Source organism: Actinoplanes sp. NPDC049802, from assembly GCF_040656595.1.
GTDB lineage: Bacteria > Actinomycetota > Actinomycetes > Mycobacteriales > Micromonosporaceae > Actinoplanes.
Genome location: NZ_JBFAMR010000007.1, coordinates 134,862 through 160,701, shown reverse-complemented (window position 1 = coordinate 160,701; position 25,840 = coordinate 134,862). Strand labels below are relative to the sequence as shown.

Here is a 25,840-nt window from a genome sequence, read left to right as displayed (position 1 = left end):
GTGCACCACGGGAACCACTTCTACGGGCACGCCCAGGTGCTCGCCGCCTACTGCGGGCTGGACCCGGACGACCCGCCCCGGATCGACGGCTACCTCCAGCACGGCTGGAACGTGGTGGACGGGCTGGGGGCGGGTACGCCGTACGCGCCCGGCTCGGCGATCTTCGTGTGGTCCGAACGGACCCGCCGCCGGGCCTGGTCGATGGGCCGCCCGCTGGCCACCGTGATCGGCGCTCCGTTCCTCTATCTGCTCAGATCCGAACCGGACAGTCCGGCGGACGGTGAACGTGAGGGCACCATCTGGTACCCGTTCCACGGCTGGGAGGGCCAGCGGGTCACCGGCGACCACCTGCGGCTGATCGACGAGATCACCGCCACCGAACCCGGCCCGGTCACGTTCTGCCTGTACTGGCAGGAGTACTCCGACGACCGGATCCGGGCCGTCTACGAGCGCGCCGGCCGGGTCGTCTGCCACGGCTACCGCGGCTACATGCGGCACCGGACCGACGCCCGGTTCCTGCACAGACAACTCGCCGAGCTGCGCCGGCACCGCCGGGTGGCGTCGAACCGGCTCAGCACCGCGATCATGTACGGCACGGTGGCCGGTTGCGACCCCGCGGTCTACGGCGACCCGATGCACCTGACCGGCGAGGACACCGCGACCGCCGAACGGGTTCGCCGCGAGTGGCCGGAGCTGCACGGCGCCCACCCGGATCCGGGGCGGGCCCGGGCCACCGCGCTCGCCGAGCTCGGCGACGGTCACCTGGCCTCCCCGGCCGAGCTGCGCGCCGTCCTGGGCTGGCCGGCGTGATCACCATGATCGGCGGCGAGATGCCGGAGTACGCCGAGGAGCTCCCACCGGCCGGCGGCCCGCTCTACCGGACCCTGGCCGAGCGCCTGCCCACCGGTGTCCGGGTGCTGGTCGCCGGCCCGCACGAGGACGCGCTGGTCCGGGCGGTGGCCGACCGCCGCGAGGTCACCCTGCTGCTGCGCTCGGCACCGGACGCCGCCCGGGTGGACGCCCGCGACGTGCGGGTGCTCTGCGGCACACTGTCCAAAGTCACCGACACCGGCCGCTACGACGTGGTGGTCGCCCTGGACGGCACCGGGCGTCTCCACTCACCGGAAGGCTCCGCCCTGGACTGGGCGGAATCGGTCAGAGTGCTGAAGCGGGTGCTGCGTCCCGGCGGCACTCTGCTGCTCGCCGTGGAGAACGAGCTGGGCGTGCACCGCCTGGTCGACCCGGGCACGCCCACGGCGGCCCGCGGCGGCGGCGCCTGGAGCCCGCTCGGCGAGTTCGGCAGCGCACCCGGGCGACCGGACCGGCTCGCCGCCGTCCTCGGTGCCGAAGGACTGCCGGTCACCGGGCTGGCCGCCGTCTGGCCGCTGCCCGAGCACCCCACCCTGCTGGCCACCCCGGAGACCCTCCGGTACGGGCCACTCGACGCGCTGGCAGCCCTGGCGTCGGCGGCGGCCGCTCCGGCGTACCGGAAGAGGTCCGTGCTGAGCGATCCGCGCCGGCTGGCCGCCGCGGCCGTGCGCCGCGGTCTCGGCGCCGAGCTGGCTCCCGCGTGGCTGGCCGTCGCCCAGCTCGCCGCCCGCCCGGGCCAGGCCGCCCCGCTCGCGCCGGCACTGGCCGCCGGGCCGGGCGGGTCGATCAGCGAGGTGGTGGGCGGGCCGGACGGCGCCTGGCTGCGCCGGGTGCTGCACGGTCCGGAGGAACTGAACGGGCCGCTGCCGTCCGGACGGCTGCTGGAGGAGCGGCTGCTCACCGCCGCGCTGCGGCACGACCTGCCGGGCCTGCGCCGGCTGCTCACCGGCTGGATGGCCGAGCTGCCGACCGTGCCCGCCGGCAACGTGCTGGTCGACGGCGACCGGTACGCCCGGCTGGACCCGTCGGCGCCGGACTCCGAGGACGCGCTGGCCTGGTTCGCGTACACGCTGGCGACCGGCGGCTACCACCACCCGTGGCCGGCCGTCACCGACGTGGCGCGGCTCACCGACGTCCTCGCCGGTGCGGCCGGCCTGACCACCCGGCCGGCGCCACCGCCCGCCTCGTTCGACGAGTTCCCGGACGTCCGGCGGCAACACGAGGAGCAGCTCGATGCGGTACGCCGCAGGCTGGCCGACGCCGAGGACCGCATCCGGTTCTGCGAGGCGGAACTCGGCAAACGCGAGGCCGAACTGGGCCGCGCCAAGACGCAGATCGCCGCGTTCAGCGGCTCCCTGGGATATCGCGCCGCGAAGGCGGGCCTCGGCATCGCCCGGATGGCCCGCAACCGCATCCGAAGCAGAGGCAGGACATGACGACGCTCGGCATCATTCAGGCCCGGATGGGCTCCACCCGGCTGCCCGGCAAGGTGCTGCGCCGCCTCGGCGGCCGGACCGTCCTCGACCGGGTGGCCCGCGCCGCCCGGGAGAGCGGCGTCCTGGACGACCTCGTCGTGGCGACCACGGTCGAGCCGGACGACGACGCGGTCGCCGCCGAGTGCGCGGCGATCGGGGTGGACTGCTACCGCGGGCCGGTCGACGACGTGCTCACCCGGTTCCTCGGCGTGCTGGAGACCCGGTCGGCCGAGCACGTCATGCGTTTCACCGCGGACTGCCCGCTGCTCGACCCGCGGCTGGTCGCCCGGGCGTACCGGGTGTTCGAGACCTCCGGGGCGGACTACCTGACCACGTCGATCACCCGGACCCTGCCGCGCGGCCTGGACGTCGAGGTGATCCGGGCGGCGGTCCTCAAGGAGATCGACAAGCAGGCGTACGACCACCACCGCACCCACGTGACGTCGTACGTCTACACCCACCCCGCCGAGTTCGACGTGATCGGCCTGACCGTGCTGCCGGACCGGTCGCACCTGCGGCTCACCCTGGACACCGAGGACGACTGGCGGCTGATCGAGGCGGTTGTCGGCCACTTCGGCGCCGCCCCGATCTCGGTCGCCGCCGTCGCCGACTGGCTGACCACCCGCCCCGACCTGGCCGGGTTGAACGCCCACGTCCGCCAGAAGGAGCTCGAGCAATCGTGATGAGCATCGGGATCCGGTGTGACGCGGGGCCGCTCACCGGGGTGGGCCACCTCGTCCGGTGTGTGGCGCTCGCCGAGGAGCTGACCGCCCGCGGCGTGGACGTGCACTTCCTCAGCGACCTGGGCGGGGTGGACTGGGCCGAGGCGCAGCTCGACCGGCGCGGACTGCCCTGGCATCCGGCGCCCTACGACGAGGTGGGCCTGGTCGCGGCCGTCGAACGGCTGGGCCTGGACGCGCTGGTGGTCGACTCGTACACCCTGCCGCCGTCGCACAGCCGGGCGGTCCGGGCCACCGGGCGGACGGTGCTGGCCATCGTGGACGGTGATCCGCGCGGCCAGGAGGCGGACATCTACGTCGACCAGAACCTGGACGCCATCCTCGACGCCGGGGACGTCCGCCTGGCCGGGCTGGACTACGCGCTGCTGCGTGCCTCGGTGCGGCGGCTGCGGCCGGATTCCGCGCCTGTGCACTCGAATGCGCGTACGCCCAGGGTTGTCGCGTTCTTCGGCGGAACCGACGCCTACCGTGCCGCGCCGCAGGTGGCGCGGCTGCTCGCCTGGACCGCGGCGCCGTTCGACGCGACGGTGGTCGCCGCCGACGACGGCCTGCGCGCCGAACTGCTCGCGGTCCGGCCCGGCGAGGACCAGACCTTCCACGTCATCGAGCCGACCGACCGCCTGCCCGAGTTGCTCGCCGACGCCGACCTGGTGGTCAGCGCGAGCGGCACGTCGACCTGGGAGCTGCTCTGCCTGGGCCGGGCCGCGGCGCTGGTCTGGGTCGTCGACAACCAGATCCTCGGGTACGAACGGACCGTCGCCCGCGGTTACGCGGCCGGCCTGGGCCGCCTCGGCGAGCTGGGCGGGGAGGCCGTCACCACGTTGCGCCGGCTGCTGCTGAACCCGGCCGAACGGACCGCCCTGGCCGTGCGCGGATGGGCGGCGGTGGACGGCCGCGGTGTCGAGCGGGTGGCGGACAGCCTGCTCAGGGAGCGGTCACCTCGATGACGACCTTGCCGACGGCGTGGTTCTCGACGGCCTCGTGCGCATCGGCGACCCGATCCAGCGGGAACCGGATGATCGGCAGACCGGCGTCCTCGCCGACCCGGAAGGCGCCCGCGTTGGCAGCCTCGGCGACCGCGGCCACCGCGTTCGCCTTCTGCTCGGGTGACGTCGTGTAGGTGAGCACGAAGTCGAGGCTGACGTTCTTCAGCATGGCCTTGAAGCTGGGCACGCTGACCTTGCCGGCCACGTAGACGGCGATGTTGCCGCCCGGGGCGATCACGTCGAGGTCCAGATCGAGGTTGGCCGTGTTCACCTCGACGATCACGTGCGGACCGGCCGGGCTCAGCTCCCGGATCCGGGCCGCGACGTCCTCCTCGGTGTAGTCGATCACCGCGTCGGCGCCGGCGGCGAGCGCCAGGCCGGCCTTCTCCTTCGAACTGACCGTGGTCAGCACGGTGGCGCCGGCCCATTTCGCCAACTGGATGGCCGCGTTGCCGACCGCGCCGGCGCCGCCGGCGACCAGCACGGTCCGGCCGGCCAGCGCGCCGGGTCCCAGCCGGGCCGGGCCGTCGGCGGCCAGGGTGAGGCAGCGGTGCGCGGTGAGCGCCGGAATGCCCAGGTCGGCGCCGACCTCGAACGGGATGTCGTCGTTCATCCGGACCACCTGGCGCCGGGGCAGCACCACGTACTCCTGGGCGGTGCCGTTCGCCCGGCCGTATCCGGCGTCCCACACCCACACCCGGTCGCCCGGCTCGAAATCGCGGACGCCCTCGCCGAGCGCGTCGACGACACCGGCGCCGTCCTGGTTCGGCACCCGCGGTGGCGCCACCCCGTCCGGGACGCCACGGCCGGCCCGGGTGCCGGTGTCGGTGGGGTTCACCGCCGAGAGCACGATCCGGACGCGGACCTCCCCGGCGGCGGCCAGTGGCAGATCACGGTCGACGAGCCGGAGGGCGGAAGCGGGTCCTGGTTCGTGGAAGACGGCAGCGCGCATGTGTCCCACCCTATTTGGCACTCAGCCGTTCCTCTCGGTTGCCGAACAGGAGTAGCGGCAGCCCGACACGTCCCGGGAGGTTCCCGTGCCCACCGTTCTGATAGCCGACGACGAGGTCGACCACCGCGAATTGTTGACGTTAGCGCTGCACCGGCTGGGGTACGAGGTAGTCACCGTCGGCGACTCCACCGCGGCGCTGGCCCGCCTGGCCGAGGGCGGCATCGACGCGGCCCTGATCGATGTCCGGATGCCCGGGGTCTCCGGCATCGAGTTGTGCCGACTCATCCGCAACGCCCCGGAGACCGAATCCCTGCCGATCATGGTGGTCAGCGCCGACGTGCACCGCCATCAGATCATGACGGCTCTGCACGCCGGCGCCGACGACTTCCTGGCCAAACCGTTCAGCCGGGCCCAGTTGACGGCCCGGTTGGAGGCGCTGATGCGGACCCGGCCCAGCGCCGCGGCCCGGTCGGCGGCGGCGGCCCGGGCGGCCATGATCGCCGCACGTCAGGCCATGACACCGGCGACCGCGCCGGCGGACCGGACGGAGGCCGTCCGGCACACCGCCTAGTAGTGGGCGATGATCCGGCGGTTCGGGCCGTCCACCGTGACGCGCCCGCCGTACGGCAGCACCCACTGTGGTGCGGTGTGCCCGAAGTCCACACCGAAGACGACCATGGCCTCCGGGTGGTACGCGCCGAGCGCCTTGAGCACCGCCTCACGCTGCTCGGCGCGGTACTTCTCGCGCTCCGCCGGCGGCCGTGGCGCCGAGAAGACGCTGGCCTTCGCGGTCGCCACCAGCACGGCCGGGAACTGTTCCAGCAGGCCGCGCTCGCCGGCGTTGCGGAGCATCCGGAACACCTCCTCGCCGGAGGGCATCTCCTCGGACGTCTCCAGCAGCAGGATCGCTCCGGCGTACCGCTCGGGCGGGTGGATCCAGCGTCCGGCGGCGAGGTTCCAGTGCAGGATCTCCAGGCAGCCGCCCCACGTCGGCCCGCTCACCACCCGGTCCGCCCGGTGCCACTCGCGGCCGGGGCTCGGCGTCGCGGGTACCTGCTCGGTCAGTGAACGCGGGTCCTCCCAGCTGATCTCCTCCTCCCGGATCTCGGCGAGCGGCTCGATCTCCAGATCCGTCTTCTCGAACAGGGCGGCCCGCAGCGAGGCCGCGTGCACCGGGTCGACTGCGCCGCCGACGCCGAGGTGCACCTGGGTCGAACCGCCGTGATAGGCCGGGATTCCGTGGAACCACAGCCAGTTCAGCAGGTTCGTGTTGTCCGAGAAGCCGAGGAACGGTTTCGGATCGGCCTGGAAGACGGCCGGGTCGAGATGCCGCAGCACGGTGATCTGGTCGTCGCCGCCGACGGTGGCCATGACGGCCCGGATCGACGGGTCGGCCCACGCCGCGGTCAGGTCGGCGGCCCGCTCCTCCGGGGAGGCGCCGAACCGGCGGGTGGTCGGGTATTCGACCGGCTCCAGGCCGAACTCGTCACGTAGCCGGCGCATGGCCTGCTCGTGGATCGCCGGGAAGAGAGCCGGCGCGGCGAACGAGGGCGAGACGACGGCGACGCGGTCGCCGGGGCGGAGTTTCATGACTCTCATTCAACCCACCCCGGCAACCGGTTTCGCTGTGTCACGCCACGGTCGCCGTGCCCAGTACCTTCCCGTCCCGGTCGGTGATCAGGATGGCGTCCACCTCGGCCGCCTTCACCGAGCTCGCCCCGGTCAGCTTGGCCTCGCCGTCCAGGGTGTCGCCCCAGGCGGCGGCCTGCTCGGTGCCGCCACTCCTGGTGCGCACCAGGCACAGGAACGGCCCGTTGCCGGACATCCGGCTCACATCGAGCGACACCTCGACACCCCACTTCTTCGGGGTGATCGCCGCCTTGCCGGTCAGCCCACTGCCGGGCGCAGGCTGGAACTGCGCGCTGATCAGCTGCACGCTGGGCAGCGCCTCCGGTCCCGGCCCGCCGGCCTCTCCGGTGTTGGTCATGATCCCGTAGCCGATCGCGGCGGCCGCGATCAGCGTGACCGAGGCGGCGGCCAGCCACCGCACCCGGTTCACCCGGGTCTCCTTGTACTTCTCCTGCCGCATCCGGCCGAGCAGGTTCTCGATGTTCTGCGGGCTCGGCCGCGCGGCCGGGGAGACCGCGAGCGCCGCGCCGCCACCCAGGTGCCGCGCGTCCGGCAGACTCTGCAGCATTTCCGGTACGGGCGACAGGCGGTCGAGTTCGGCCCGGCACTCCGCGCAGTCGTGCAGATGTTCGTCGAGCCGGTCGGTGTCCGCCTCGTCGAGACCGCCCAGGAGATATCCGCCCAGCAGACGATGCAGAGCGCCGTGCTCGTCCAAGTCGCTCATGACGTCCCTCCGCTTCGGTCCGGGAGGGCAGGAGTCTCCGCGTCGAGCCTGATCGTGAGCTCGCTCATCGCAACATCCCCATCTCCTCGAAGACGGTGCGCAGCGCGCGTACGGCGTAGTAGGCCCGGGATTTGACGGTGCCCTCCGGCACCGACAGTTTCCGTGCCGCGTCCGCCACGCTCTGCCCCTCGTAATACATCGCCTGAATGACCGCCCGGTGTTCCGGCGAAAGGCGTTCCAGAGCCTCCGCCACCAGCCAGCCTTCCACCATCTGATCGACATTGTCCGCCGACGGCACCGAGTTGACCGCGTTCTCGTCGGCGACCAGTTTCGGGCGGCGCTGTTCGGCCCGCCAGGCGTTGGTCACCACGTTGCGGGCGATGGTGAGCAGGTACGACCTGGTCCGTCCCGGTTCGGGGTCGAGGTGGTCGATGTGCTTCCAGGCTCGCAGCAGCGTCTCCTGAACCAGGTCCTCCGCCTTGTGCCGGTCCGACACGTAACGGGAGACAAAGTTGATCAAGACGGCATAGTGTTCGGTGTAGAGCGCGGTCATCAGTTGCTCGTCGGGGCTCACCCGTCGCTTCATCGGCGCCAGCTCTCCCCTCGGGTTCGGCCCGGCCACCTCGGTGTACATCGTGGCATGTGGACCGGTTCAAGGACCGCCCCGTAAACCTGAAAAACGTCGATGCCCGGCACCCTTTCGGGTACCGGGCATCGATCATGAAGATCCAGGTCAGCAGGCTCCGGGGCCGCCGTACCGGAACGTCCGGGCGCTCAACCTGGTGACCGCGTAGAGGTCGCTGGTGCTGCGGATGTGCATGTCCACGGTGGGCCCGTTCAGGTAGGTCAGACTGCCGACCCGGGCCGCCGTGGTGTCGTTGCCGGCCTTGCCGTTGCCCATCTGGGTGCACGGGGCGGCGGTGGCGGCGGCCACCTCGCCGAAGACCTGCACCAGCCCGGTCTTGGAGAAGTCCGCGTCGGGCCACAGCGTGGACGGGAAGTAGCCGACCCACTCGGTGTCGTAGGCGATCCACCAGGCCCCGTTGAAGTACTGGATGCCGAACCGTTTCGTGGTGTCCTGCGGCAGCGTGTCGCCGGGCCGGATGTTCTTGCTGTACGGGACGAAGCCGCAGCCGTTGTAGCAGGTCGACTGCCGGTTCACCCAGTGGTAGACGAACAGGTGCGGGTCGTCGTCGCCGTTGACCACCCGGTCCACGTTCCACCCGACCTCGACGATCTGGGCGCCGTCGGCGGACTGCACGGCCAGTTCGGCGAGCGTGTGGTAGTCGGAGCGGCCCAGCACCGGCTTGCTGATCGTCAGGTTCGCGTACGCCCCGTCGGAGACCGCGGCCTGGGATCCGACGTTGTAGAGAAAGTGGACGGTCGGCTTGCCCGCGGTGGCGGTCGGCGTGGGGCTCGGCGGCTCCGGCGGGACCACGTCGGTCCGCTCGGTCCTCAGCACTCCGGCGCGCGAGGAGCGGCCCTTCGGCGCGTACTCCTCCTCGGCCTCCTCACCGGTCACGTCGGGGGCGGCCGCGTCCAGGCCGGCGGCCTTGAGGGAGCGGCTGCTGGCGCCGTCACGCCCGGTCTGCAGCTTCTTGGGCCGCTGCCCCCACGGCAGGTTGGTGGGCGGGGCCTGCTCGGCCGGGGGGCCGGCCTGCGCCGCGCCGTCCGCCGGTCCCGGGTCGGCCGGCGCCACCGCGGGGACCGTGCTCTCCGGGATCTGCTCCGCACCCGCGTTGATGGTCGAGGCGACTCCGATGGAGCCGATCACGGCTGCGGTTAGGCCGGCGGCGAGCAGTCCGCGGCGTGACTTGGACACGTGTCCGTCCTCGGTGTCGGGGCATCGGAGGCTTGTACGACGGCCTCCGGCAACCGGTTCTCGGCGGCGCTGGTCACCATATAGCCATCTCGATTGGGCAGGGACCGTCTGAGCAGCGGATTTCGCCGGAATGGCCGATAGGGGTAGGCCGATCTGGTGACAGACCGGCCGAAAACTTGGACGCAGCGTGGCCAGATGGTTGCCGACAGCAGCTTTTCGCACCACGGCTCGAAAGAGGCAAAGCTGACCAAGCCTCTTTCGGGTCGGAGACCTCCGGCGGATCCGCCGCAATCCGGTGACGATCATGTGGTAAACCTATTAGATCTATAGGTTATGTATGCCTACCGGGAGGCTGCCGTGTCCGACCATCTCGCCATCGCGCAGTGGTACTCCGCCACCGCGCACGACTGGGCCGTGGCGCCCCGTTTCAATCCGCTGGACCGCTGGTACCACCGGCTCGCGGTGGCCGGCGACCACGAGGTCTGGCTGCTCACCTGGCTGCCCGGACAGGGCACCGAGATCCACGACCACGGCGGCTCGGCCGGCGCGTTCCTCGTGCACGGCGGCGACCTCACCGAGGACACCGTGTCGACCACCGGCGGCAGGCCGCGGATCGTCTCCCGGGAGCTGGGCGAGGGTGCGGGCCGCCGGTTCGGCGGCCACCACATCCACCGGATCATCAACAACGGCATCACGCCGGCGGTCAGCGTGCACGTCTACGGCCCGGCGCTGACCAGCATGACGAAGTACCGGCTCGGCCCGTCCGGCCTGGAGGTCCTGACCGTGGAGCGGGCCGGCGCTCAGTGGTGACCGTCGCTACTCGGGGTAGACCACGCCGGACCGGCCGCTGTACAGATTGCGGGCGCCGTCCAGCCGGCGGCCGGTGTCCGGCGCGTCCAGCCAGACGATGTAGGCCGCGCCCGGGGTCAGCCCGGTGAGCGTGGTGCTCATCGTGCACCCCTTGCCCGGGCCCACCTCCTGCCACTCCGGCTCCGGCTGCGGGCCGGTCACCAGCGCCTGCGGCACCGCCGCCACCCGGTAGCCCGAGCCGAACTGGGTGGGCCAGTCGACCGTCAGGGAACCGGGGCCCGGGGTCACCTCGACCGGGATCAGCGCCGGGTCGGTCCGCTGCCAGAGCTTCGTACAGCTCGGGTCGGGTGCGGGAGCGGAGAGCGAGACCTCCGGCGTCGCGGTGGCCTTGCCCTTCTTGACCGCCGGGGACGGGGTCGCCTCGCCCTCCTCCACGCGCAGCCACGGCTTGCCCTCCTGTGCGGCGGTCCCGGTCGCCGCGGTCTTCTCGCCGAGGCCGAGCGCGGCGCAGCCGCCGAGCGCCAGCGAGGTCGCCGCCAGCGCGATCGCGATCCTGGTGTGCCGCACGGGGCCGTCCTTCCGGTCGAGGTCCCCTACTGATCGGCGGCGGCCACCGAGGTTTTAGGGCGGATCGGCTCGGTGAACCGCCAGCCCCGGGCGAGCAGCCCGTCGACGGCCCGGATCGCGGTGCGCAGGCGATGCCCGTACGGCCCGGTGAGCTCCACCCAGGGTGTGCCGCCGGCGGCCAGTCCGGCCCGGAACCGCCCGGTCATCCACTGCCGCAGATGCTCGCCGTCGCGCAGCCCGTCGTCGTCGAACGGCACGCCCGCGCAGTCGGTCAGCAGGTACAGGTCGGGTGCCCGGACCAGTTCCCGCACCGCGGCCGAGGCGCTGCCCAGGTAGCGTTCCTCCCAGATCGTGGTGGCGAACGCGTCCGTGTCGCCGAAGACCACCGGCGAGCCGGCGCGGGCTGCCGCGTCCTCGGCGGCACTCTGCTCGGTGGCGACCGTCACGAAGTCCGCCCGGTCCCAGGTCACGTCGAAGACGGTGGCCTCCGGCCGGTCCGCCCGCAGCGCGGCGAGCTTGCGCTCGGTGAGCTCGCGGCCGAACTCGGGGACCCAGCGGGTGCCCGCCCAGACGCCGCCGCGGGTGCGGTAGTGCCGGGCCAGGGCGCGGGCCATGGTGGTGGTGCCGGTCGACTCGGCGCCCACCACGATCACCCGCCGGGCCAGGCCGCCCCGGGCCCCGGCCCGCAGCCGGTCCCAGTGCGCCACCGGATCGGCGCGGACCGCCGTGCCGGAGACCGGCACCCGGAGCCGGTCCGGGTCGACCAGCACCGCCTCGGCGTGGAAGCGCCGGGCCAGCTCGGCCCCGTACGCCTCCGACGAGAACACCGCGTCCACCCGGTCCGCCCCGGCCGCCGCCCGGAAGACCGCCATGTGCAGCTCCCACACCGCCGGGTCGGCGTAGTCGACCGGGTGGTCGTCGTGGACGCCGGCGAACCGTACGGCCGGCCCGTGCTCCGCCCGCAGCCAGGCGACCCGGTCGTCCAGCGGGATGCTCTCCCCCGAGGACGGCGCCACCACCACGGTGACCCGCTCGCAGGCGGCCGCCGCGGCGTCGATGAGCGCGTGGTGGCCCTCGTGCGGCGGGTAGAACTTCCCGACGATCAGCCCGTGCCGGTACCTCATGCCGGGACCGGTCCCGTCCGTACCCGCAGCGCCGCCCGCCACGAGCGCAGCCCGAACACGCAGAGGATCAGGAAGGCCACGTACAGGATCGCGGTGAGCCACAGGTCCTTGTAGCCGTAGAGCGGGATGTAGATCAGGTCGGCGACGATCCAGATCCACCAGCTCTCCACCAGCTTGCGGGTCTGGCCGTAGGTGGCGAGCAGCGACAGTGCCGTGGTGAGCGCGTCGGCCAGCGGGACCGTGGAGCCGGTGAGCCGGTCCAGGAAGAGCCAGAGGGCGGCGGTGAGCAGCGTCCCGGCCACGGCCAGCCCGATCCACTCGGAACGGGTGGTGGAGCGGACCTCCAGGGCGGTCCGGTCCTGGCCGCCGTAGAGCCAGGCCCACCAGCCGTAGAAGCCGAGGACCACGTAGACGATCTGCAGGCCGGCGTCGGCGTACAGGCCCGCCGACCAGAAGACGACCATCAGCAGCAGGACGTTGAGGATGCCGAGCGGCCAGTTGAGGATGTGCCGCCGGACCAGCAGGCCGACATTCACCAGCCCGGTCAGGAAACCGAGCACCTCGGCCCAGGACGTCGGGACGCCGAACGCCACCAGCGCCGGGCTGTTCAACCATTCGATCATGGCGAACAGCATCACTCCCGGGCAGCCGGAAGGGAAACCGGTCAGCCGGCCGGGCGCAGGCGGTGGCCGGCCATCTCCAGCTCGCCCTCGTACACGGTGACCGCCGTCTGCAGCCCGGTGTCGTCCCGGAGCAGCAACGACTCGCCGTCGATCCGGTAGGTGCCGCGGACCGGCCGGCGCCGGCCGGTCACCTCACCGGCGTACGTGCCGTCGGCGCGCAGGCGCAACCGGACCCCGCCGTCGGTGCTGCGCCAGGCGCCCGCCACTGAGGCGCTGGTCACCACCGGGCGCCGGGGCACACCGGATCTGGCTTGCGGGTTCGCCGAGCCGCCCATCGCGATGGCGAGCAGCGAGACGGCGTCGAGGACGGTGAAGTCGACGGGTGCGTCACAGGGAGAGGTCATGTCGCCGGCTCCGGAGGGGTCTGGTCGGGGTCAGCCTCTCCGGTCGGCACTCACGGCCCGCGTCGCTGGGTTCGCTGAGTTGCGATGGGGAGCGATCCGGTGTGCGCCCGGTTGCCGGTCAGCCGGTGGCGCGCAGCGCGGCGGTCACCGCCGTCGTGAACTTCTCCAGGTAGTCCTCGCCGATCGGCTGCCGGGCCACGGCCAGCCGCCAGTAGAGCGGCCCCAGGATCATGTCCACCGCCATCTCCGGGTCGGTGCCCTCGGGCAGCTCGCCGCGGGTCACCGCCTGCCCGATCAGTTTCTCGCCGACGGCCTGCTGGTGGGTCCGGAGGGCCCGTTGCAGGGTCTCGGCGATCTGCGGGTTGCGGGCCGCCTCGGCCATCAGGTCGGGGATGATCTGGGACGCGATCCGGTGCTGGAGCGCCGTGCTCACGATCATCAGGAGGAGCTGGAGGTCTCCGGAGAAACTTCCGGTGTCGGGAAGTGGAACCTTCCGCTCCGCGACATCCGAGACTATCTCCATTACCATCTCGAGTTTGTTGCTCCATCGACGGTAGATCGCCGTCTTGCCGACTCCGGCACGGCGGGCCACCGCTTCGATGGAGAGACGGCCGTAACCGACCTCTGCCAGCTCACTCATGACGGCCTTACGGATCGCCACGGTGATGTCGCCTCGGAGCACCGCCGCTCCGGCTGGTGCGCGCTTGTTTGTCGCCACACGGTCACTATAACGCTACGACGTAACGGTTGCGTTCCGCCGATTGGTCAGCTACCGTCACAGCCACGTCGATACGAACCCGTTCCATCGGCTGCCGCGGGCGCCTGTCATGCTGCATGCTGTGACCTCGCACCAGGCATCGGATCCCGCTACGCCGTACGGGCCGACCAGATCGGAGCACCACCCCATGCCAGAGACGGCGGTCGCCGAGACCGACGCCGGCCTCTCCCTCAAGGAGCTGGCCCGGCGCAACGGACTGAGCGCGTCCGGTCGGCTTCCGAGCCTTCCGGAGTACACCCGGCAGCTATGGGCGTACCGGCACTTCATCCGGGCGCACTCCAGCGCGAAGATGACTTCCGCACTGGGCAATACCAAGCTCGGCGCGGTGTGGCAGGTTCTCACCCCGGTCATCAACGCGGCGGTCTACTACGTCATCTTCGGCGTGATCCTCCAGGCTCACGGCGACATGGACAACTTCATCGCGTACCTCTGCGTCGGGGTTTTCACCTTCCAGTTCACCCAGTCGGTGGTGCAGAGCGGGACGAACGCGATCACCAGCAACCTGGGCCTGATCCGCGCGCTGCACTTCCCCCGCGCGAGCCTGCCGCTCTCGGCCGCCCTGGTGGAGATCCGGAACTTCATGGTCGCCCTGGTCGTCCTGTCCGGCATCGTCCTGGTCACCCGTGAGCCGATCACCGCAGAGTGGCTGATCGTGCCGGTGGTGCTGGTGCTCCATTCGTTCTTCAACGTCGGCCTGGGCCTCTTCATGGCCCGCTACGGCTCCAAGGTGCGCGACGTCAAGCAGCTGATCCCGTTCATCATGCGGTTCTGGCTGTACGGCTCGGCCGTGCTCTACCCGGTCACCAGGTTCGAGAATGCCGGCCTGTCCGGCTGGCAGCTGCAGGTGGTCGAGGCCAATCCGCTGCTGGTCTACATCGAACTGATGCGCCACGCGCTCCTCGAGGGTGCCCCGCGGGCCAACACGCCCACCGTACTGTGGATCGAGGCCGTGGCCTGGAGCCTGGCCGTCGGCATCGGCGGTTTCGTCTATTTCTGGCGCGGAGAGAAGGGCTACGGCCGTGGCTGACAACGAGCGCATCCCCACCGTCATCGCCGACCAGGCCCACATCATCTACCGCGTCCACCAGGCGGGCGGGGGGAGTTCCAGCCCGCTGGCCAGCTTCAAGCGCCTGGCCACCCGGACCAAGAGCGCGAACATCCGTGAGGTGCACGCGGTCAAGGGCGTCAGCTTCGTCGCCTACAAGGGCGAGGCGATCGGCCTGATCGGCACCAACGGCTCGGGCAAGTCGACCCTGCTGCGCGCGGTGGCCGGCCTGCTCCCGGTCTCCCGGGGCGCGATCTACGCGGCCGGCCAGCCGTCCCTGCTGGGTGTGAACGCGGCCCTGATGAACGATCTGCCCGGTGACCGCAACGTCGAGCTGGGCTGCCTCGCGATGGGCATGTCGCCGGCCGAGGTGAAGGCGAAGAAGAACGGCATCATCGAGTTCTCCGGCATCAACGACAAGGGCGACTTCTCGTCGTTGCCGATGCGGACGTACTCCTCGGGCATGTCGGCCCGGCTGCGTTTCTCGATCGCGGCGGCCAAGCAGCACGACGTGCTCCTGATCGACGAGGCGCTGGCCACCGGTGACGCCAAGTTCCGCAAGCGCAGCGAGGCCCGGGTCCGGGAGCTGCGTGCGCAGGCCGGCACGGTGTTCCTGGTGAGCCACAGCGAGCAGTCGATCCGGGACACCTGCGAGCGCTGCATCTGGCTGGAGGCCGGCGAGATCCGCGCCGACGGGCCGACCAACGAGGTGATGAAGGAGTACGAGGCCTTCGCCCGCAGGTAGGCCCCGCACTCCCCCGGTGGTTCAGTTGACCGACAGATGCACGTGGTTGGTGTGGTCGCTGGACGGGTCGCCACCCGCCCCGCTGTACGACTTCCAGCCACTGCTCGGCAACCAGATCCGGCGATACCAGATCACGTACAACACGTCCAGGTCGTCCGCGTTGTTGATGAAGTAGTTCGCCAGGTTGTCGCCGTACGTCTTGTCGCCGCCGGTGGCGTCCCCGCCGAAGGTGCCCTTCGCCGAGGAGAAGTCACAGGCCCGGCCCTTGGGGTGCTCGCCGCTGTTCTGCGTACGCCAGCACTTGGTGTACCGGGTGAAGCCGTCCGCCCGGGCCTGCTTGTAGGCGTGCAGCAGGGTCGCGGTGACGCAGCCGCCGGTGCCGGTCGGGTCGTCCAGGTTGCAGCTCGATCCGCTGGGCCCGGGGTCCGCGTCGGCGCTGCTGCCGCCGTCAGAGGAGGACGACGCGGCCGCGCCCTGGTTCGCCGCCTTGAGCGCGGCCTCGGCCTGGGCCTTCTGCTTCGCCATCACGGTGACCTGCTTCTGCTGGTCCTTGATGGCGATGTCGAGGGCGTCCTTGGCCTTCTGCTGGTTCTCCCGGGTGGTCTTCAGGTTCTCGATCGCCCGGTTCTGGTCGGCCGCCACGATGGCCAGCGTCTCGGCCCGGCCCAGGAAGCCGTCGGCCGAGTCGGCCCCGAGCACGGCGGTCATCGGCCCGGCCCGGCCCGAGGTGTACGCCTGCGTGGCGATCAGGTCGAGCTTGTCCTGCTGCGGACCGAGCTCGGCGTCCAGCCGTTTGAGTTCAGCGGTCAGCTTGACCTGCTGTTCCTTGGAGGCCTTCAGCTTCTTCTTGGCCTCCACGAAACCGCTGGAGGCCTTCTCGAGTCGTTCGATGAGGGACTTGGAGCCGCCCTCACCGTCGTCCCCGGAGTCTCCGGGGGCGGCGAACGGCCGGGGGGCCGCGGTGGCCGGCGATGCGACGGCCAGTCCGCACGCGGTGACGAGCAGCGCCAGCAACGCCGCTAATCGCCGCGCAGTGTTCTGCTGCACAGGCATTTCCTTCCGTCGGCCGCCGGCCGGGTTAGCTGACGGGTTCGGGACGAAGGAAATCCCTACCGCTAGTAGCGGATTCACCCCGAGGAGAATATGGTTCCCCGGCTCGCCATTGACGGCGATTAGGCGGCGGCCCCCGCACGGGAACCGAACCGACCATACCCACTCGATCGACAGATCGACAGTTCTCGTACGCCCCGCAATTACGCCACCACGCCAGGTGATTGCAATTACGGAATGTGTTTGACCGGTAACGCTTTTAGCGGTTCCTGAGGTCTGATCCGGAGCGATATCTCGGGTAAACTTGCCGCCGGTCCTGCCAGGACGGCACCGCCCCCGAGTTGCCGGCAGGCCGCCGCCCAATCGTCGCGAGACGAGCCGGGGAACCAGGTCACTGGGGTGTATCCGCATTTGCGGTAGGGATCGCTTCCGTCCCGAACCCGTCAGCTAACTCGGTCGGCGGTGACACGGAAGGAACTGTTGATGGCAGTAAGTCCCCGCCGGTGGCTGATACTTGCCCTGGCGCCGCTGGTCAGCGCCCTGATGTTCATGGCGCCCGCGACTCCGGCCGCGGCCGAGCCAGGCGGCTCCTCGTCCTCCGCCCAGGAGGAGGAAGAGGACGCAACTCTCAACGACGTGATCGAGTCGACCAACCGGCGCTACGCCTCCGCCAAGTCCGCCGTGGCGCAGTCCACCAAGGCACAGGCCAAGCTGGCCACTCAGATCAAGGCGGCGGAGAAGCGGCGGGATCAGCTGATCCCCGAGGTGGACCAGATCGCCAAACAGCAGTACATGACCGGAAACCTGAGCGCGATGGGCTTCCTGCTCAGGTCGAGCGACTCCGGTGACTTCCTGAGCAAGGCGGTCTCCCTCGAGGAGATCAACAGGCTGCACGACGCCAAGCTGCGCGAGCTGAACGCGGCGATCGCCGAGATCTCCGACAGCAAGGCGAAACTGGACGCCGAGGTCAAGGCCCAGCAGCAGAACGCCGCCGTGATGAAGAAGCAGAAGGACGCCGCCGACAAGGCGTTCCGGCTGGTCGGCGGCAAGTCCGTGACCAAGGGCTTCGTGGTGGCCGACTCTCCGGAGGCCGCCCCCGCCCCACGGAACTCGTCCGGCGGTTTCTCCCCCGAGGGCTGCACCGAGGACGACCCGACCACCGGCGGCTGTGTGACCAAGCGCACGCTGCACATGTACAAGCAGACCAAGAAGGCCGGCTTCAACATGTTCGTCGGCTGCTACCGCTCCGGCGGGCCGTACGAACACCCCAAGGGCCGGGCATGTGACTGGTCGCTGCAGAAGAGCGGATTCTCGGTCTACGACACCGACAGGGAATTCAAGTACGGCAACGACCTGATGGCGTTCCTGGTCCGTAACGCCGACGAGCTCGGCATCTACTACGTGATCTGGAACAAGATGATCTGGTTCCCGGCCTCGGGCTGGAAGGAATACCACGGGGTCAGTGCCCACACCGACCACGTACACGTCTCGATGCTCTGACCGACGTCACGAAAACGGCCCCCAACCCGATCGGGTTGGGGGCCGTTTTCGCTGATCAGTGCACCGATCGGCGGACCGGGGCGCGACCGTGCGGCTGGGCCGGCGCCGGGCCGGGCGGCACCGCGGCCGGGATCGGCATGGTCACCGGCCGCACCTGGGTCACCTCGGTCTCCTTGCCGTGGTGGACCAGGGTGAGCCGCGCCTGACCGCCGCCGTTGCGCAGCGAGTAGGTGACCTCGTCGGAGGTCACGTTCACCCGCAGCCGCAGGCCCCGCCAGAGCAGCGAGAACTCCAGGTTGTTGATCCGGCTGGGCAGCCGCGGCGCGAAGCTCAGCTGGCCGTTGAAGTCACGCATGCCACCGAGGCCGGCGACCAGCGCGATCCAGGACCCGGCCAGCGACGCCACGTGCACGCCGTCCCGCGCGTTGCGGTGCAGGTCGTGCAGGTCCATCAGGGCGGCCTCGCCCAGGTAGTCGTGGGCCAGTTCGAGGTGCCCGGTCTCGGCCGCCATGACGGCCTGGATGCAGGCCGACAGCGACGAGTCCCGCACCGTACGCGCGTCGTAGTAGGCGAAGTTGCGCGCCTTCTCCTCCGGTGTGAACGCGTCGCCCCGGATGTACATCGCCATCACCAGGTCGGCCTGCTTGACCACCTGCTTGCGGTACAGGTCGAAGTACGGGTAGTTGAGCAGCAGCGGGTAGCCCTCCGGCGGGGTGCCCTCGAAGTCCCACTCCTGCAGCCGCGTGAAGCCCTCGCACTGCTGGTGGACGCCCAGCTCCTTGTCGTACGGAACGTGCACGGCCGCCGCCGCGTCCCGCCAGGAGGCCGCCTCCTCGTCGTCCACCCCGAAACGCCGGGCCAGGTCCGGGTGCCGCTTGCAGGCGTCGACGGCGGCCATCAGGTTCTGCTGCGCCATCAGGTTGGTGTAGATGTTGTCGTTCACCACGGCGGTGTACTCGTCCGGCCCGGTGACGCCGTCGATGTGGAACCGCCCGTGCCGGTCGTGGTGCCCCAGCGACCGCCACAGCCGCGCGGTCTCCACCAGCAGCTCCAGGCCGACCTCACGCTCGAAGTCGAAGTCACCGGTGGCCTGCACGTACCGGCGGACCGCGTCGGCGATGTCGGCGGCGATGTGGAAGCCCGCGGTGCCGGCCGGCCAGTAGCCCGAGCACTCCTGGCCGCGGATCGTACGCCACGGGAAGGCCGCGCCCGAAAGGCCCAGGGTCTGCGCCCGCTCCCGGGCCAGGTCCAGCGTCGAGTGCCGCCAGCGCAGCACGTCGGCCGCGGCGGACGGCTGGGTGTACGTCAGCGCCGGCAACACGAACGTCTCGGAGTCCCAGAAGGTGTGGCCGTCGTAGCCGGGTCCGGTCAGGCCCTTGGAGCCGATCGGCCGCTGCTCCGCCCGGGCACCGGCCTGCAACGTGTGGAAGAGGCCGAACCGGACCGCCTGCTGCACCTCCGGGTCGCCCTCGACCTTGACGTCCGAGTGGTCCCAGAACGCGTCCAGATAGTCCTGCTGCTGCTGCACCAGGCCCTCCCAGCCGTCCAGCCGGGCACTGGCCAGAGCGGCGCCCACCTGGTCGCGCAGAGCGGGCAGCGAGCGCATGCTGGACCACCCGTAGGCGGCCAGTTTGACCACCCGCAGCTTCTGCCCCGGCTCCAGGCGGCAGGCGACCGTGGTGCGCAGCCAGTCCGGGTGCCCCTCGGTGGTGATGGCGTGCCGGCCCGGCGTCTCCACCAGGTGCTCCATGGCCGCGGCCATCCGCAGGTCACTGGCTTTGGTGCGGTGGATCAGGATGCCGCCGGTGGGCTGCTCCATCATCTCCTCGGCCTGCAACGGCCGGTCCAGCACCGCGGCGACCCGCGGGTCCTTGCTCATCGGCGGCAACTGCTCGTTCGCCACCAGCTCGGACTGCAGGATCAGCCGGGCCGAGTGCTCCAGGGGCTCGACCTCGTAGAGGAACGCCACCACGGCACGCTGGGTGAAGGACACCAGCCGGACGGTCCGCACCCGGATGCCCTGTCCCGACGGGGACACCCACTCGACGACCCGCTCCAGGAGACCGGCCCGCAGGTCGAGGCAACGTTCGTGGGAGCGCAGCTCGCCGTACCTGACGTCGAACGGCTCGTCGTTGACGAGCAGGCGCATCAGCTTGGCGTTGGTGACGTTGACCATGGTCTGGCCGGACTCGGGGAAGCCGTAGCCCCCCTCGGCGTGCGGCAGCGGCCGCAGCTCGTAGAACGAGTTCAGGTAGCTGCCCGGCAGGCCGTGCGGCTCGCCCTCGTCCAGGTTTCCGCGTATCCCGATGTGGCCGTTCGAGAGAGCGAACACCGACTCGGACTGGGCCAGCAGGTCCAGATCGAGGCGGGTCTCCCGGATGTGCCAAGGGTCGACGGGATAGGCCCGTTCACGGATCACGGTCGTGCCTCTCGTAACTGATGAAGCGAGGTCTTTATTGAGGGAGGAGCTCGGACAGGTCGGTGACCACCACGTCGGCGCCGTGTTCCCGCAGCGCCTCCGCCTGGCCCACCCGGTCCACGCCGATCACGATGCCGAACCGCCCGGCCCGGCCGGCGGCGACGCCCGCCTGGGCGTCCTCGAACACGGCGCACTCCGCCGGGTCGAGGCCGAGAAGCTTGGCGCCGTGCAGGAAGGTATCCGGCGCGGGTTTGCCGGGCAGACCCAGCTCACGTGCCACGACGCCGTCCACCCGGGCCTCCAGGAGGTCGGCGATCCCGGCCGCCTCCAGGACGTCCTTGCAGTTGGCGCTCGCCGACACGACCGCACGGCGTAGACCGGCGGCCTTGGCGGCCTTCAGATACTCCACCGATCCGGGGTAGACCTGGACGGCGCCTTCCTTGATCTTCTGTAGCACGAGCACGTTCTTGCGATTGCCGATGCCGTTGACGGTCTCCCGATCGGGGGTGTCGTCCGGCTCCCCCTCGGGCAGCGTGATGCCCCGGGAGGCCAGGAACGTACGGACACCGTCGGCACGCTGGCGGCCGTCGACATAGCGGTGGTAGTCGACGCCGGAATCGAAGGGCACGAAGGGCTGATCATGCTTCTCGGCCCACGATTCCAGGAGGGTGTCGAACGTTTGTTTCCACGCGGCGCTGTGCACGAGTGCGGTCTGCGTCAGCACGCCGTCGAGATCGAAAAGGCAGGCGGTCACCTGTGAAGGAAGTCCGAGCACCGGCCCAATGTAGCCGGAGGCGATCCACGGGGAGAGCGGAAGGGCGGCTTCACATTTCCATGATGGTTCACAAAGCGTTCAACCTGCTGTTTCACCGGGAATCCGGCAAGACATCCAATCCGATGCGCAATCCGATCGAGGTACCGATCGGACCGGTGGCCGTGGTGACCTCATCACAGAGTCGATGTGCCAGCCACAGACCGCGACCGCCGACCTCGAACGCCTCCGGTGTGCGGACGTCGTCCAGATAGGCGCTCGGGATGCCGGGACCGGAGTCGGTCACCACGCACCACACCGAACCGCCGTCGATGCGCAGCACGACACGGCCCTGCCCACCCGCGTGCAACACCACGTTGGTGATCACTTCGTTGACCGCCAGCACGAAGCCGTCCAGACGATCGCCGGCGAGACCGCACGCCTTCACCAGCCGGGTGATCTCGTGCCGCAGGATCGCGATGTCGTCCCGGCCGAAGGCCCGGTCCAGCAGCACCGGCCACGCCGGCGAAGGGACGGCGTCCACCCTCGGCTCCCCGTCGAGAGCCGAACGCACGCCCTGGCCGATCCTGTCCTCCACCGTGCTGCAGCCTACGCGCTGTGGCCGACCGGTGGCGGGAGGCATCCGCGAACCCGCCCGGAAGTGGCGTCCCCCGCGTGGTCAGCGCCAGCCCACATCGATTCGATCACCTCGCTGGTCGAAGAAGTGCACGGCCTCCATGCGGACCGACACGGCCAGCGGGTGCCCGGAACCGATCGCCGGGTACGGCGCCAGGCGCACCGCCAGCTCGGCCGGCTTGCGGTGGTGCTTGCCCAGCTCGTTCAGCACGCCGACACGGCCCTGCGGGGTCACCGGCTCCGGCGCCTGACCGGCCAGCCGCTGCAGCACCTTCCGGAGGCTCCCACCGCCCGGCCGGGCCTCGGTCACCGGGCCGCTCATCTCGTCCACCACGATCGCCGTGGCGCCGATGTCGAGGTACGCCAGCGACTCGTGCCCATGGTGCTCCAGGTACCGGATCCGCCCCTGGAACACGTGCCCCTGGGTGTCCGGCGTGACCGGGGTGAGCGCCTCGGCCCGGATGCCGACCACGATCCGCTCACCGTGGTAGTGGGCCACCGCCCGCGCCCGCGGGTCGCTCCACGGCATGTAGAGGGTCTGCTCGCCGAAGCTCAGCGCGATGTAGCGGTCCAGGTGCACGTAGACCGCCGCCTCGAGCATGTTCATCTTCGGCGAGCCGAGGAAGGCCGCGACGTACAGCGTGGCCGGGCGCCGGTACACCTCGGTCGGCGTGCCCACGTCCTGCAGCACGCCCTTGCGCATGATCGCGACCCGGTCGGCCATGGTCAGCGCCTCGGCCTGGTCGTGCGTCACGTACATGGTCGTCACACCCAGCTCACGGGTCATGCTGGTGATCTCGGCGCGCAGCTCGGCACGCAGCCCGCTGTCGAGGTTGGACAGCGGCTCGTCCATCAGGAAGATGCCCGGCCGGCGCACCATCGCACGACCCATCGCCACCCGCTGCCGCTGACCGCCGGAGAGCTGACTCGGCCGCCGGCCCAGAACCTCACCGATGCCGAGCGCGCCGGCGATCGTGTCGACCCGGTCCTGCCGTGGCGCCGGTTCGACACCGGACAGCTTCAACGGGAAGCCGATGTTCTCCGAGACGGTCATGTGCGGATAGAGCGCGAAATCCTGAAACACCATCGCGATGCTCCGGTCCCGCGGCGGCAGCTCCAGGACCGGCTCGCCGTTCAACAGGATGTCCCCCTCGGTGGGGTCCTCGAGTCCCGCGATCATCCGCAGCACCGTCGACTTCCCGCAGCCGGAGGGGCCTAGCAGGACCATGAACTCGCCGTCCTGCACCTCCAGACTGACGTTGTCGACGGCGTACGTGCCGTCTGGCCAGATCTTGGTGACCGCTTTCAGCGCGACGGTGGACACCGTCAACCTCCCGCTTTCGACTGTGATCCCGATCCCACGACGGTCGGCGATCGGGTACTGACTCTGCGAGTGGCTTCGATAGTCCGCCATCGGGCGAAAGTGCCATTTGCGCATTGTGATCAATCGATTACTGAGATCGCATCTTTACCGGCGCTCATGTGCACGTGCACAGAAACGACCCTTTTCATCGGTACGCTCTGCAAACCTCACAAAAGCACCATCACCGTCCCGCCAAGCCGCGCGAGGCGCTGCCACTCAAGCCCGCGCCGCGCCCACCGGGCAGAGATCGTTGGTCCGGCCGACCTCAGGGCTGCCTCAAGAGCCCTGAGACAGCCCCCACGGCCGGCCGGGAAGATCCACCCACAGTGCGGTCAGCGGGAGGCTTTCCAGTCCCTGAGCGCCGTCATCGTGAACGAACTGAGCACCACCACGGTCAGCAGGACCACGGCGAGGGTGGCGTGTCCCAGGAGCGCCACGATCACCAGAAGCAGGACCCGGCCGTCCCAGCCGAGGACGGCGCCGCCCGTGGCCGTGGCGGGGGCGCCCTTCTCCATCCGGGCGGTCAGGTCGTAGTGACGCATCGCCAGGGCGAACAGCAGCAGGAAGACCACGGCGGGCGGGACCGCGCCGTACAGGCCGACCGCGGCCACGGTCAGGTACTCGGCGGCGCGCAGCGCGGCCGGCACCAGCCAGTCCAGCGAGCCGCCGTGCCGTACCCGAGCCGGGAAGCCGCCGGCCAGCACCGGGATCACCACGAGAGCGAGCAGCCACGGGTCGTGGCCCGGCCCGCCGGCCCCGATCGCGGCGACCGCCGCCATCGCGTAGACGGCGAAGAGCGCGGCGAACGGCAGCGGCCGGCCGGCGCCCACCCGGCTCAGCACGGACCGCACCAGCGGGCCGTCGTCACGGTGCCGCATGGTGTCGACCGTGTGCAGCACCCCGACCCGCATGGACAGCGCCCGCAGCGACCGCAGCGCCAGCGTGTACATCGCCGCCAGCAGACCGAGAACGACCATCGCGGCGAGCGTCACCCGGCCGTTGGTGAAGGCGGCCAGCACGGCGATCAGCGCCCACCGCTCGCCGATCGGGAAGACCACGATCCGCTTGGCCCAGTAGATCAGCGACCCGCGCTGGCTCTGCGCCTTCACCGAGGCCGCGGTGAGCCGGGCCCCGACCCCACCGGACGCGGCCGGCGCGGGACGGGCGGCGGCCTCGTCGTGCAGAGCGCCGTACCAGGTGTCGGTCATGTGCCGGGCGGTCTGGAGGATGATCGCGGCGATCGCGAGAGGCCACGCGTAGGGCAGGCCGGCACGTTCGGCGCCGGCCGCCAGACCGGCGTAGACCGCGTACTCCTTGGCCCGGTCGGCCATCGTGTCCAGCCAGCCGCCGAAGGCGTCGAACTGTCGCGTGTACCGGGCCAGCTGCCCGTCCACGCAGTCGAGCACGAACCCGAGATAGAGCAGCACCCCGCCGAACACCATGGCGACCCGGGAGGCCTGCCAGAACAGCAGAGCCGCGGCGACCGCGAAGAGCACCGACAGACCGGTCACCGCGGTCGGTGTCAGCCGGAGCCGGGCGGCGGCCCGGGTGACCAGCGGAGACCAACTGCTCACCGCGTACGTCGTGAAGAAGTCGTCCTGTTCCTTGACGGCGAGCCGGAGGCGCGCCCCGTCCTCGTCCACCGCGGCGATCGCGTCCCGAGCCCCGGCGAGTTCCACGCCGGTGGTGACCTGCTCGGCGTGCAACAGGCGCACCCGGGTGGCGACCGGCACGAACCCGTCGGCGAGCATCTCGGCGAGCACGTCGGGGTGGTCGGCGGCCTTCTCCAGCAGCGGCAGCTCGGCCGGGGCGATGCACATGGCGCCCAGGTAGCGCACGGTTCCGCCGTCGGGCGGGGCGGCGATGACGCGGCCCCGGTCCTCCTTGAGGCCGCCGGCCGGGTCGGGGGCGACCAGCACGGTGCTGCGCCCGGCCGGTTCGGTGGCCAGCATCCACAGCAGGCTGCCGTGCGCGACCAGGTTGTCGGCGCAGATCAGCAGGGGGACGCCGGCGTCACGGGCCTGCCGGGCCAGTTCGCGTAAGCGGGTCACCTCGTCGGCCCCCGGGGCCAGACGGTGGATCGCCGTGATCCCGGCCGCCCGAAGCGCCCCGGTCAGGTCGCCGGCGAGCCGATCGGCGTCACTGTCCGGTATCGCGGGGCCGGTCCGAGCGGTCAGAACGGCCAGCGTCACCGGACCACCACCGTTTGCCTCCTCAACGCAACGGCTCTGGCCCCACCGGGCACGCCGGGTGTGACCCCGGGCCTCACCAGGGCCGAAACGCGGTCCAGGTTAACAGCGGGCGTCTCGCGGGTACGGGTCACCCTTACGGGAGCCGAATCGCTCGCATCCACCCGTGGAACGAGGGACGGCCCGGCTTCCGTACCTACCGTCGAAGTGGCCACGGCAGGAAGCCGGGGCCACCGAAGGAGTGGATGAAGTGACCAGCCCCCTCAGGACCCGCTCGTTCTCCCGCCCTCGTCACAACCGCCGGATCGCCGGTGTCTGCGCCGGCCTGGCCCGGCGTTTCGGGATGCGGCCCGGCACCGTCCGGCTGCTGTTCGTCGTGTCCTGCCTGCTGCCGGGCCCGCAGTTCCTGGCCTACCTGGTCCTCTGGGCACTGATGCCCAGCGAGTGACCCACCCGCCCGGCCGCGTCGCGGCCGGGCACGCAAGATCGGCCGGGCACGCGATCCGGCCAGGCAAGATCGGCCGGGCACGCGGTCGGCCAGGCACGCGGTCGGCCGGGCACGCAAGGACGGCCGACCGTCAGGGCGCCCGGCGCGGCCGGGCACGCAGCACACCCCCGAAGACATCAGGCACCCGCCC

The 25,840-nt window shown here is 70.9% G+C and carries 26 protein-coding genes and 2 riboswitches; of the genes, 10 read left to right on the top strand and 16 right to left on the bottom strand.

Translation table 11 applies throughout. The features are described from left to right. The 4 genes from AB0I88_RS07680 to AB0I88_RS07665 are packed head-to-tail and all read left to right on the top strand — an operon-like array spanning nucleotide 1 to nucleotide 4,032. Nucleotides 1-810 (top strand): hypothetical protein, encoded by an 810-nt coding sequence (locus AB0I88_RS07680; RefSeq protein WP_361019819.1) that lies wholly within the window; start codon nucleotides 1-3, stop codon nucleotides 808-810. A gap of 5 nt (nucleotides 811-815) precedes the next feature. Then, nucleotides 816-2,306 (top strand): hypothetical protein, encoded by a 1,491-nt coding sequence (locus tag AB0I88_RS07675; protein ID WP_361019950.1) that lies wholly within the window; start codon nucleotides 816-818, stop codon nucleotides 2,304-2,306. Continuing rightward, nucleotides 2,303-3,028, top strand: a complete 726-nt coding sequence (locus tag AB0I88_RS07670) for a glycosyltransferase family protein (protein ID WP_361019816.1) — start codon at nucleotides 2,303-2,305, stop codon at nucleotides 3,026-3,028. The genes AB0I88_RS07675 and AB0I88_RS07670 overlap by 4 nt, the downstream gene beginning before the upstream one ends. Beyond that, on the top strand, nucleotides 3,028-4,032 hold the full coding sequence (locus tag AB0I88_RS07665) for a spore coat protein (protein WP_361019813.1): 1,005 nt from the start codon (nucleotides 3,028-3,030) through the stop codon (nucleotides 4,030-4,032). The genes AB0I88_RS07670 and AB0I88_RS07665 overlap by 1 nt, the downstream gene beginning before the upstream one ends. Here AB0I88_RS07665 and AB0I88_RS07660 read toward each other — a convergent pair. Further along, nucleotides 4,010-5,023 carry an NADPH:quinone reductase gene (locus AB0I88_RS07660; protein ID WP_361019810.1) on the bottom strand — a complete coding sequence of 338 codons (1,014 nt, stop codon included), beginning with the start codon at nucleotides 5,021-5,023 and terminating at the stop codon, nucleotides 4,010-4,012. The genes AB0I88_RS07665 and AB0I88_RS07660 overlap by 23 nt on opposite strands. A gap of 85 nt (nucleotides 5,024-5,108) precedes the next feature. On the opposite strand from AB0I88_RS07660, the gene AB0I88_RS07655 reads away from it, so the two are divergent. Next, the gene (locus AB0I88_RS07655) at nucleotides 5,109-5,594 is read left to right on the top strand and encodes a response regulator transcription factor (RefSeq protein ID WP_361019807.1); all 486 of its coding nucleotides are present in this window, start codon (nucleotides 5,109-5,111) and stop codon (nucleotides 5,592-5,594) included. On the opposite strand, the gene AB0I88_RS07650 is transcribed toward AB0I88_RS07655, so the two are convergent. The 4 genes from AB0I88_RS07650 to AB0I88_RS07635 form a co-directional block, all read right to left on the bottom strand. Next, nucleotides 5,591-6,613, bottom strand: coding sequence for a S66 peptidase family protein (locus AB0I88_RS07650; RefSeq protein WP_361019804.1), 1,023 nt, complete (start codon nucleotides 6,611-6,613; stop codon nucleotides 5,591-5,593). The genes AB0I88_RS07655 and AB0I88_RS07650 overlap by 4 nt on opposite strands. Before the next feature lie 40 nt (nucleotides 6,614-6,653). Beyond that, nucleotides 6,654-7,376, bottom strand: coding sequence for a zf-HC2 domain-containing protein (locus tag AB0I88_RS07645; RefSeq protein ID WP_361019801.1), 723 nt, complete (start codon nucleotides 7,374-7,376; stop codon nucleotides 6,654-6,656). Nucleotides 7,377-7,440: 64 nt separating this feature from the next. Beyond that, nucleotides 7,441-7,962 carry a sigma-70 family RNA polymerase sigma factor gene (locus AB0I88_RS07640; RefSeq protein WP_043522849.1) on the bottom strand — a complete coding sequence of 174 codons (522 nt, stop codon included), beginning with the start codon at nucleotides 7,960-7,962 and terminating at the stop codon, nucleotides 7,441-7,443. A gap of 147 nt (nucleotides 7,963-8,109) precedes the next feature. After that, the gene (locus tag AB0I88_RS07635; protein WP_361019797.1) at nucleotides 8,110-9,198 is read right to left on the bottom strand and encodes a neprosin family prolyl endopeptidase; all 1,089 of its coding nucleotides are present in this window, start codon (nucleotides 9,196-9,198) and stop codon (nucleotides 8,110-8,112) included. 333 nt (nucleotides 9,199-9,531) lie between these two features. Between AB0I88_RS07635 and AB0I88_RS07630 the strand changes: the two genes are divergently transcribed. Beyond that, the gene (locus AB0I88_RS07630) at nucleotides 9,532-10,008 is read left to right on the top strand and encodes a cysteine dioxygenase family protein (RefSeq protein WP_361019794.1); all 477 of its coding nucleotides are present in this window, start codon (nucleotides 9,532-9,534) and stop codon (nucleotides 10,006-10,008) included. Nucleotides 10,009-10,014: 6 nt separating this feature from the next. Here AB0I88_RS07630 and AB0I88_RS07625 read toward each other — a convergent pair whose 3' ends face one another. The 5 genes from AB0I88_RS07625 to AB0I88_RS07605 all read right to left on the bottom strand — a co-directional run bounded on the left by AB0I88_RS07625 (nucleotide 10,015) and on the right by AB0I88_RS07605 (nucleotide 13,444). Then, the gene (locus tag AB0I88_RS07625; RefSeq protein ID WP_361019791.1) at nucleotides 10,015-10,575 is read right to left on the bottom strand and encodes a hypothetical protein; all 561 of its coding nucleotides are present in this window, start codon (nucleotides 10,573-10,575) and stop codon (nucleotides 10,015-10,017) included. A 26-nt stretch (nucleotides 10,576-10,601) separates the two neighbouring features. Beyond that, nucleotides 10,602-11,699 carry an AAA family ATPase gene (locus AB0I88_RS07620; protein ID WP_361019788.1) on the bottom strand — a complete coding sequence of 366 codons (1,098 nt, stop codon included), beginning with the start codon at nucleotides 11,697-11,699 and terminating at the stop codon, nucleotides 10,602-10,604. Continuing rightward, entirely contained in the window at nucleotides 11,696-12,322 is a 627-nt protein-coding gene (gene pnuC, locus AB0I88_RS07615; protein ID WP_361019785.1) for a nicotinamide riboside transporter PnuC, read from the bottom strand. Before pnuC ends, AB0I88_RS07620 begins: the two co-directional genes overlap by 4 nt. A gap of 41 nt (nucleotides 12,323-12,363) precedes the next feature. Continuing rightward, nucleotides 12,364-12,726 carry an Atu4866 domain-containing protein gene (locus AB0I88_RS07610; protein ID WP_361019782.1) on the bottom strand — a complete coding sequence of 121 codons (363 nt, stop codon included), beginning with the start codon at nucleotides 12,724-12,726 and terminating at the stop codon, nucleotides 12,364-12,366. Between the two features lie 118 nt (nucleotides 12,727-12,844). Then, nucleotides 12,845-13,444: a TetR/AcrR family transcriptional regulator gene (locus tag AB0I88_RS07605; RefSeq protein WP_361019779.1), complete on the bottom strand. Its 600-nt coding sequence runs from the start codon at nucleotides 13,442-13,444 to the stop codon at nucleotides 12,845-12,847. A gap of 187 nt (nucleotides 13,445-13,631) precedes the next feature. Between AB0I88_RS07605 and AB0I88_RS07600 the strand changes: the two genes are divergently transcribed. Next, nucleotides 13,632-14,531, top strand: coding sequence for an ABC transporter permease (locus AB0I88_RS07600; RefSeq protein ID WP_361019776.1), 900 nt, complete (start codon nucleotides 13,632-13,634; stop codon nucleotides 14,529-14,531). After that, nucleotides 14,524-15,294, top strand: coding sequence for an ABC transporter ATP-binding protein (locus AB0I88_RS07595; RefSeq protein WP_361019773.1), 771 nt, complete (start codon nucleotides 14,524-14,526; stop codon nucleotides 15,292-15,294). The genes AB0I88_RS07600 and AB0I88_RS07595 overlap by 8 nt, the downstream gene beginning before the upstream one ends. Nucleotides 15,295-15,315: 21 nt before the next feature. Here the strand turns inward: AB0I88_RS07595 and AB0I88_RS07590 are convergent, their stop codons facing one another. Beyond that, nucleotides 15,316-16,347 (bottom strand): hypothetical protein, encoded by a 1,032-nt coding sequence (locus AB0I88_RS07590; protein WP_361019770.1) that lies wholly within the window; start codon nucleotides 16,345-16,347, stop codon nucleotides 15,316-15,318. Continuing rightward, a riboswitch (cyclic di-AMP (ydaO/yuaA leader) is annotated at nucleotides 16,346-16,483 on the bottom strand. Its footprint overlaps the gene before it by 2 nt. A 207-nt stretch (nucleotides 16,484-16,690) precedes the next feature. Next, a riboswitch (cyclic di-AMP (ydaO/yuaA leader) is annotated at nucleotides 16,691-16,823 on the top strand. A gap of 4 nt (nucleotides 16,824-16,827) precedes the next feature. Here AB0I88_RS07590 and AB0I88_RS07585 point away from each other — a divergent pair. Next, complete coding sequence (locus tag AB0I88_RS07585) at nucleotides 16,828-17,844, top strand: hypothetical protein (protein ID WP_361019768.1); 1,017 nt, start codon at nucleotides 16,828-16,830, stop codon at nucleotides 17,842-17,844. Between the two features lie 55 nt (nucleotides 17,845-17,899). Here AB0I88_RS07585 and AB0I88_RS07580 read toward each other — a convergent pair whose 3' ends face one another. The 5 genes from AB0I88_RS07580 to AB0I88_RS07560 form a co-directional block, all read right to left on the bottom strand. After that, nucleotides 17,900-20,263 carry a glycoside hydrolase family 65 protein gene (locus tag AB0I88_RS07580; protein ID WP_361019765.1) on the bottom strand — a complete coding sequence of 788 codons (2,364 nt, stop codon included), beginning with the start codon at nucleotides 20,261-20,263 and terminating at the stop codon, nucleotides 17,900-17,902. Between the two features lie 34 nt (nucleotides 20,264-20,297). Continuing rightward, a complete protein-coding gene (locus tag AB0I88_RS07575; RefSeq protein WP_361019762.1) occupies nucleotides 20,298-21,038 on the bottom strand; it encodes a beta-phosphoglucomutase family hydrolase in 741 nt (246 codons plus the stop codon). Nucleotides 21,039-21,129: 91 nt separating this feature from the next. Further along, nucleotides 21,130-21,612, bottom strand: a complete 483-nt coding sequence (locus AB0I88_RS07570; RefSeq protein ID WP_361019759.1) for an ATP-binding protein — start codon at nucleotides 21,610-21,612, stop codon at nucleotides 21,130-21,132. A gap of 81 nt (nucleotides 21,613-21,693) precedes the next feature. Continuing rightward, nucleotides 21,694-22,974, bottom strand: coding sequence for an ABC transporter ATP-binding protein (locus AB0I88_RS07565; RefSeq protein ID WP_361019756.1), 1,281 nt, complete (start codon nucleotides 22,972-22,974; stop codon nucleotides 21,694-21,696). A gap of 371 nt (nucleotides 22,975-23,345) precedes the next feature. Next, nucleotides 23,346-25,205, bottom strand: a complete 1,860-nt coding sequence (locus tag AB0I88_RS07560; protein ID WP_361019753.1) for a DUF5941 domain-containing protein — start codon at nucleotides 25,203-25,205, stop codon at nucleotides 23,346-23,348. Between the two features lie 247 nt (nucleotides 25,206-25,452). Between AB0I88_RS07560 and AB0I88_RS07555 the strand changes: the two genes are divergently transcribed. After that, nucleotides 25,453-25,650, top strand: coding sequence for a PspC domain-containing protein (locus AB0I88_RS07555; RefSeq protein ID WP_361019749.1), 198 nt, complete (start codon nucleotides 25,453-25,455; stop codon nucleotides 25,648-25,650). The last annotated feature ends 190 nt before the right edge of the window (nucleotides 25,651-25,840 follow it).